Genomic DNA, 6,685 nt, shown 5'->3' with positions numbered 1-6,685 from the left:
TAATCTATTCAACTGAATTCCATAGATCAATGAATTAGACGCTCTCCCCTTTTTAAAAAATGAATGAGCTGCGTCTTCTTTAGTATTGCCTTTTTATCGAAGGTACAGAAGTAAATTTTCATGGTAGCTCAACAAGAAAAAAGACCGCCGCAGCGATCATCAACTTTAGTTAAAGCTACCCGTTTGTTTAAGTACATTTTTTCACATATTGTTGTTTAACTAATCTCCCGTTACTTGAAGAAGAAAAAGTGCGACCCTCTCGACGATTCGCACCCATTAAGGTAGAAGAGCAGCTCTCTGAACTATGGCTACTTTTCTCTTTCACCTGATATTTTTAAAATTGTACCGACGAGTTTTAGGTTTCCAAATAAGATAAGATAAAGGAATGGATAAGTAAAAGCTGAATAGATTAACTGATACCCATTTCCGTAGTACATATACCCTTTTCTAAGGAATGTCCATTCAAAGAAGGTAGAGGCTATTGACCATATCAGGATATAGCCTGCTGCAAGCCACTTTGATTTGTCATATGGATAAAAGTTTAACATAATGAGAGCAGCTGCTGGATATAAGCCTATACTAACAAGCATAGTAGGGGCGTCTACATACCATCGGTCAAAGAATCCATACCAATCCATTCGGTCTGTCCATCTATCTACTTTTGTCTGGATAAGTAAGGAAGTAATTATAGTTGCATACATGTCAATTAATTTTAATTTTTTTTTCATACATATAGCTATTGTGTTAAATACGATTACACATAGAAATAAATACCAGTACCACATAAAAACACCTGACTTTCCTCCTAAGTCTACTAATAGGGTTACCAGGTGCTTCATTTTTATTAAGCTTAAACCTCTTCATCTCGAAATGCTTCTTCAAGTAACCTGCCATTTAGCACAATAAGGAAAAGTCACCAAATTGCAGCTGGAACCTCAACTCTTGCACCAATTAGTTTAATAACTGGTTAATAGTATTTGTTGAACTTTTTGGAAGGGTATATATGGTATGAGTATCTTTTACATTCATTATCGTAGCGTGTTCTTCGTTTAACCAAAGAAAATAGGATTCGTCCCCGAAATTAACCTTATATTCAGGGTCAATCATATCTACAATCCCTGGTTCTTTATTTGCTTTTTTAAACTCCTTTACAAAATTAATAACATCTTTAGAATCCGTAAATGAAATCAATGAATTCTCTTTAACATCCGAAAAGCTTACCATTTGGTAAACATCTATTTTTTCTATATTTCTAGATGAACAGCCAACAGTAGAAAATACATTGAACGCTACAACTATAAATATGAGTAACCATCTTTTCATCGGAAACTCCTCCATAAAAATAATTGTTTGTATAAACAACTATATGTTTTGCATTCTTTTTAATTCTTCAGCTAAACTGCTTCGTTTGTTCAATAAAAGCATCTTACTTCGACCTAACATTATTGAGTAAAACAGATGCCAAAAGAATAATCGAAATGCCTGTGCCTACGCTATCAGGTTTCATTTTAAAGAAAATAGGAAACACAAAGTGATTTATAATGGTAATAATTATTGCTATAGTAATCAAGGTAATGTTTGTTTTCTTCAAACTCTCTTTGTCATCTTTCATCTACACACCCCTTCTCTACATACACTAACAAAATATATCCCAATTCCAACCATATACATTAGCACGGTTAGTAATTGTGGCTTAATTCCATCTACTCCATTAAAAATTAATAATAAAAAAAGCCGATTTTGCTAAATAAGAAGATCGGCTTTTCTATAACTTTGTGAAGAAATGTACTTAATACAGATAGGTAAGGCTTTGAAGTTATCACCGCCTTTCCCCCCTGTTCACACCGTACGTGCGACTTTCACCGCATACGGCGTTCCAACTAATCCAATTCATTCAATTTAATGTACTTATTTAGATTGATGTTGCCTTCTTCCGAAATCATATGACTTCATTTTTACATTGTAATCGAAATTTGTTTAGTTTTCTCTTAGCTTTTTGGTTAGTTTTAAGACATTGAGTAGTTTCTTTATCTTTTCACTATCCTTGAGATGGACTAGTCGATGAACGGCTTCTTGGACGTAATAGGTAGTTCCCTGGAAGTGATCTCCCTGGACCACCCACCGTGATTTAATTTCATAGAAGTGTCTGAGTATGAGAATTTCAAGTTAGGTAGCAAACCTGCATCTGTTATAGGTGGGACAAGCATATTCGGATTTTGAAGATCCCTCATGATATTCCGAGGTCCGGAGTCTATCGTGCCAGCTCCATCACTACGGATAGGTTGTGGCACTTTTCCGTTCACTTGATTAATTGTTCGGTTGTCCATCAAAATGCACCTCATTTATGGGATAGTTCAGGAAAAATCTTTTATCGTATTCTTATGAGTTGGGCAACGAATATGTGCCTATTTCAAACAACCTACTTTGTTAAACAACTAGAAAAGAGATTAGCGCTGGCAGTCCCCCTCTTTAACTGGTTGACCTTTTTTCATTTGGTCTTAATATAACTTGGAAAAAATGGTCACCGACCTTCGATTGTTTTGGAGATATGCAATACTAAAATTTTTTCACAGTGAACTCTTTTTTGATACCTCCTAAGCCCAACATGCATTACTTAATAATAGTTCAAGAAAACAAGGAGTATTATAGTATGAATGTTGTTTCTGATGGAAATGCAAAAGCATTATAGATTTTCTACAATTGGAAGGGCAAAGGTTGGGTATGACGGGATTCGAAAATTCAGAAAATGGGGGAATCTTAATGAATATTAATGATGGCATTTCACATAACTTGCACAACTTATCCAAACAATGTACCAACCCGTACTGCTAAAATCCAAATTGTAAATGTGGTGATCAATGTAAATGCACACCTAATAACCAATGTGGCAGTATGGAAGCAAATCCGCCAAAAATAATTCTCACTAAATTTGTAGACGAACTTCCAATCCCACCTGTTTTAAAACCTCAATGGAAAGATCAGTTATATACGTATTATGAAGTGAATATGACGGAATTTAAACAATCTCTCCATAGTGAGTTAAATGATACAACGGTATGGGGCTATGAAGGCAGCTATCCAGGTCCTACCATAGAAGTAGAAAAAGGTAAAATCGTATTTATCAAATGGATCAACAATCTTCCTGATAAGCACCTGTTTCCTGTAGATCATACTGTGCATGGTGCCCATATGGACGTACCGGAAGTACGGACGGTAGTACATGTACACGGAGCTTGTGTTGAATGGGAAAGCGATGGCTATCCAGAGGCTTGGTTTACAAAAGGATTCAAACAAGTCGGTCGAAATTTTAGGAAGCAAATCTATCGATATGATAATTGCGGTCATGATTCCACACTTTGGTATCATGACCATGCCTTAGGTATTACTAGGCTTAATGTTTATGCTGGATTGGCGGGATTCTATTTAATCAGAGATCAACGGGAACGCTTATTGAATTTACCAAGTGGGAAATACGAAATCCCTATAATGATACAAGACAAGACATTTAATAAAGATGGATCCCTTTATTACCCAAAGCAGCAAGATAAACCAATCCCGGAATTAGAAACGTCGATCATTCCTGAATTCGTGGGAAAAACGATATTAGTGAATGGCAAAGTACATCCCTATTTAGAAGTGGAACCACGTAAATATCGATTTAGGTTGCTAAACGCATCCAACACCCGTTTCTTTAGAATTAAACTTGGCTCAGGACAACTTATGTATCAAATTGCAACGGATGGAGGATTTATACAGCACCCGATAGGTGTAAAAGAAATTATGTTAGCACCTGCAGAACGAGCAGAGGTGATTATTGATTTTACCAATCTTGAGGGTAAGAATATTATCATGACAAACGATGCGCCTGCTCCATTTCCAACCGGAGATCCAGTTGATGAAAATACGGGCACAGTGATGCAGTTTAGAGTAACTCTTCCATTGTCTAGTGTGGATACGAGTGCTATTCCGGCTTATATAATGTCTGTTCCCAAAATAAATGAACAGTCAGCTTCCAAAATACGATACCTAACATTAAATGATAATATGGATAAGTACGGTCGTGAATTTATGTTATTGGATAATAAACAGTGGGATGCCCCCATCACTGAAAATCCAAAATTAGGATCAACTGAAATATGGTATCTCATTAACTTAACTACGGATACACACCCTATTCATCTTCACTTAATTGATTTTCAAATCTTAGATAGGAGAAATTTCGATGTAGAAAAGTTTAACAAGGAGAAAATGATCCATTTTACGGGTCCGGCGATTCCTCCGGAACCATACGAACGAGGATGGAAGGATACCGTTCGAGTTAATCCTAACCAGATTGCTAGAATTATCATGAAGTTTGGTCCTTTTACCGGATTGTATGTATGGCACTGTCATATCTTGGAGCACGAGGATTATGAGATGATGAGACCGTTTATAGTTATCCGATAATAGACTGTGTTCTGTCAAAATTTAATAGCTTAAACACCTTTATATAATTTAAAATAATCCCTTAGATTTTCCGGAAGTACAAAATTAATCTACAAAGAACATTGGGATTTAACACCCAATGTTTTTTTACTTTATTAAGCTAACCTGCCAGTTACTTCAATAAGAAAAATGCGTCTCCACTTATTGTAGAAACGTCCCTTTTAGTTGATGAATTGTCATTATCATTTTCTAATCACCTGCAATTTCAACACTATGAAATTCTTCATTGCGTAATAACAATACTATCTCATCAATTTCATTTTTATATTTATCTGCTACAAACTCCTGAATGGATAAAAGTTTTTTTATAAATTCTTCAATTTGAAGTCTATTCAAGGTAACAACAGAATCAGCACCATAATATTCTTTGATTTTACTGAGAATACCCCATTTTCCTGGATGTATATTTCCATAAAATATTTGATTATGTAACCCTTCACTTATTTCTGCAAGAAAATGTTCTTCATTGTTTTTATCATAGTAGTATATATCTAACCCCATTTGATTTCTCCCCCCAAATCAACATAATAACTCTCATTATTTTATGATTCTTTCTTCAACTAAACTGCCCGTTAGTGGAATAAGAAAAAAGACCGCCACAGTTAACGGGTTCGGTTGCGAGGGAGAAGACGGCAAAAAAAACATATAGTAAACAAAAATGGCAGCTAGATAGCTACCCTTCAGCACAGATAAAAATTCATTCTATTTCTTTAGGTAATCAACCTCGATTTCCTTGCACAACTCAGGGGATTGATACTTAAAGGATTTTACTATTTTTGTGATCTTACTAAATGCGTACTTTTCTACTTCTCCATAAGAAATCCATATCTCTCTATTTTGAATCAGTTTATATAGGGAAGAAATAACTATATCACAATGTTCAGGAAGGAGTTTACTTGTTGTTTGTCTTTCTTTCATCTTATTATGGTAGAGCTTATAAAGTTCTACTGCAATCCATTCCTTTTGTTTATTTTTCAATTGTGAAAAATGTTTGTTTGATTGAAGCAGCTTTCCATTTACTTTAATATGATTTTTCAATAACCAGACCTCTTCCTACTTTAAAACTGTTCCTTTGATAACGTTAAAGAAATATTACCTAACTATTAACTTATCGTTCAATTTTACGACGACTTGTTTTCTTAATATGAAAATAATAACATTATATCAATTGTAAAATAAATAAAAAGGAAAGGACTTCACTCATAATGAAAGATCAAATTGATGAATTAACGTTATTATTGTTGTATTTAACTTCTTTTAAAGAAGATTATGGTTTAGGTGAAGCTCAAAGAAGCTGGAAAGGTTACCCTTTTGAATCACTTAATGAATTATCAGAGAATGATTTCATTCGTGACAGCAAGCGTTCAAAATCAGTATATCTTACAGATAAGGGAATTGAGCAAGCCATAGATCTGATGAAAAAATATAATATAAAGGACCAGTAAGGGATTTCTAAAAAAGATTTCCCTTTTCCTTTCGGAAAAAGACCTTAGTTGCAATTTAAGCAGCTCTTGAACTCTAGCACCCGTTACTTAAATAAGGCATATCGTTTCATTCATTAAAGTAATGATTGTACCTTCTAAACAAAGCGTTTCTTCTTTTATTACCTGGTTCTTTAAAATGGTCAATAAACCCATTACCTAAAGACATACTGCCTAAGCCTTTACTTACTCCAAATGTGTATTTTCCTGGTACAAAAGGGTATTCCTCAACTTCCCAATTTGCATCTTTATTATTGTGTACGACTACTTCTCCAAAATAAATTGCCATTGCTTTTTCAAATTCATTTCGATCTATTCCCAATTTAACAAATTCATTCTTTTCATATAACTCAAAGTACCATTTTTCCAAACCTTTCAAACTTTCAATTTTATAATTCGCTTTGAATAATGCGGACTCTTGGCTAATTAATTCAAATTGTTTCAATAATTCATGTTTGTAATTAAAGAAAAAAGACAGTGCTTCCTTTAAACCTTTAAATACAGGTAGTTTTTCTCCATATTGGATTGCAGCCTTTAACCCTTGTTTAGACAAATTAAATCAACTCTTTCTATACATAACTTTTATTTAAGTAAAGCACCCGTTAGCCATCCATGAAGCGCAAAAATCGGCGCTTCACCACAAAGAATGAAAATATATTGAATCCGGCGATAATGTTCCTAAGGCTGGGAGAGGAAGGTCGATAAACTATGGTGCCTTA

General features: G+C 34.4%; 8 protein-coding genes and 1 pseudogene. 2 read left to right on the top strand and 7 right to left on the bottom strand.

Going from position 1 to position 6,685, the window contains the following annotated elements:
- Positions 1-308: 308 nt before the first annotated feature.
- From M3226_RS31075 to M3226_RS31060, 4 genes and pseudogenes are all read right to left on the bottom strand, one after another.
- A complete protein-coding gene (locus M3226_RS31075; RefSeq protein ID WP_251573339.1) occupies positions 309-728 on the bottom strand; it encodes a CBO0543 family protein in 420 nt (139 codons plus the stop codon).
- Between the two features lie 223 nt (positions 729-951).
- Positions 952-1,323, bottom strand: coding sequence for a hypothetical protein (locus M3226_RS31070; protein WP_251573338.1), 372 nt, complete (start codon positions 1,321-1,323; stop codon positions 952-954).
- Between the two features lie 103 nt (positions 1,324-1,426).
- Entirely contained in the window at positions 1,427-1,612 is a 186-nt protein-coding gene (locus M3226_RS31065) for a hypothetical protein (protein WP_251573335.1), read from the bottom strand.
- Between the two features lie 463 nt (positions 1,613-2,075).
- Positions 2,076-2,327, bottom strand: a pseudogene (locus M3226_RS31060) (oxalate decarboxylase); the annotation flags it as partial.
- A 586-nt stretch (positions 2,328-2,913) separates the two neighbouring features.
- Here M3226_RS31060 and M3226_RS31055 point away from each other — a divergent pair.
- On the top strand, positions 2,914-4,446 hold the full coding sequence (locus M3226_RS31055) for a multicopper oxidase family protein (protein ID WP_251573341.1): 1,533 nt from the start codon (positions 2,914-2,916) through the stop codon (positions 4,444-4,446).
- A 228-nt stretch (positions 4,447-4,674) separates the two neighbouring features.
- On the opposite strand, the gene M3226_RS31050 is transcribed toward M3226_RS31055, so the two are convergent.
- A complete protein-coding gene (locus tag M3226_RS31050) occupies positions 4,675-4,986 on the bottom strand; it encodes a hypothetical protein (RefSeq protein ID WP_251573332.1) in 312 nt (103 codons plus the stop codon).
- Between the two features lie 201 nt (positions 4,987-5,187).
- The gene (locus tag M3226_RS31045; RefSeq protein WP_251573330.1) at positions 5,188-5,523 is read right to left on the bottom strand and encodes a hypothetical protein; all 336 of its coding nucleotides are present in this window, start codon (positions 5,521-5,523) and stop codon (positions 5,188-5,190) included.
- A 167-nt stretch (positions 5,524-5,690) separates the two neighbouring features.
- Between M3226_RS31045 and M3226_RS31040 the strand changes: the two genes are divergently transcribed.
- Positions 5,691-5,930, top strand: a complete 240-nt coding sequence (locus M3226_RS31040) for a DUF6429 family protein (RefSeq protein ID WP_251573328.1) — start codon at positions 5,691-5,693, stop codon at positions 5,928-5,930.
- Between the two features lie 106 nt (positions 5,931-6,036).
- Here the strand turns inward: M3226_RS31040 and M3226_RS31035 are convergent, their stop codons facing one another.
- Positions 6,037-6,519 (bottom strand): hypothetical protein, encoded by a 483-nt coding sequence (locus tag M3226_RS31035; protein ID WP_251573326.1) that lies wholly within the window; start codon positions 6,517-6,519, stop codon positions 6,037-6,039.
- Between the last annotated feature and the right edge of the window lie 166 nt (positions 6,520-6,685).

It is taken from the genome of Neobacillus cucumis, from assembly GCF_023715505.1.
Note: the sequence above shows the minus strand (reverse complement) of the source record. Positions and strands in the feature narration are given on the sequence as shown.

Excerpts from the sequence above, each read along its gene's own strand:
- M3226_RS31075 (WP_251573339.1), bottom strand. The coding sequence starts at position 728 with ATGAAAAAAAAATTAAAATTAATTGACATGTATGCAACTATAATTACT.
- M3226_RS31065 (WP_251573335.1), bottom strand. The coding sequence starts at position 1,612 with ATGAAAGATGACAAAGAGAGTTTGAAGAAAACAAACATTACCTTGATT.
- M3226_RS31040 (WP_251573328.1), top strand. The coding sequence starts at position 5,691 with ATGAAAGATCAAATTGATGAATTAACGTTATTATTGTTGTATTTAACT.
- M3226_RS31070 (WP_251573338.1), bottom strand. The coding sequence starts at position 1,323 with ATGAAAAGATGGTTACTCATATTTATAGTTGTAGCGTTCAATGTATTT.
- M3226_RS31050 (WP_251573332.1), bottom strand. The coding sequence starts at position 4,986 with ATGGGGTTAGATATATACTACTATGATAAAAACAATGAAGAACATTTT.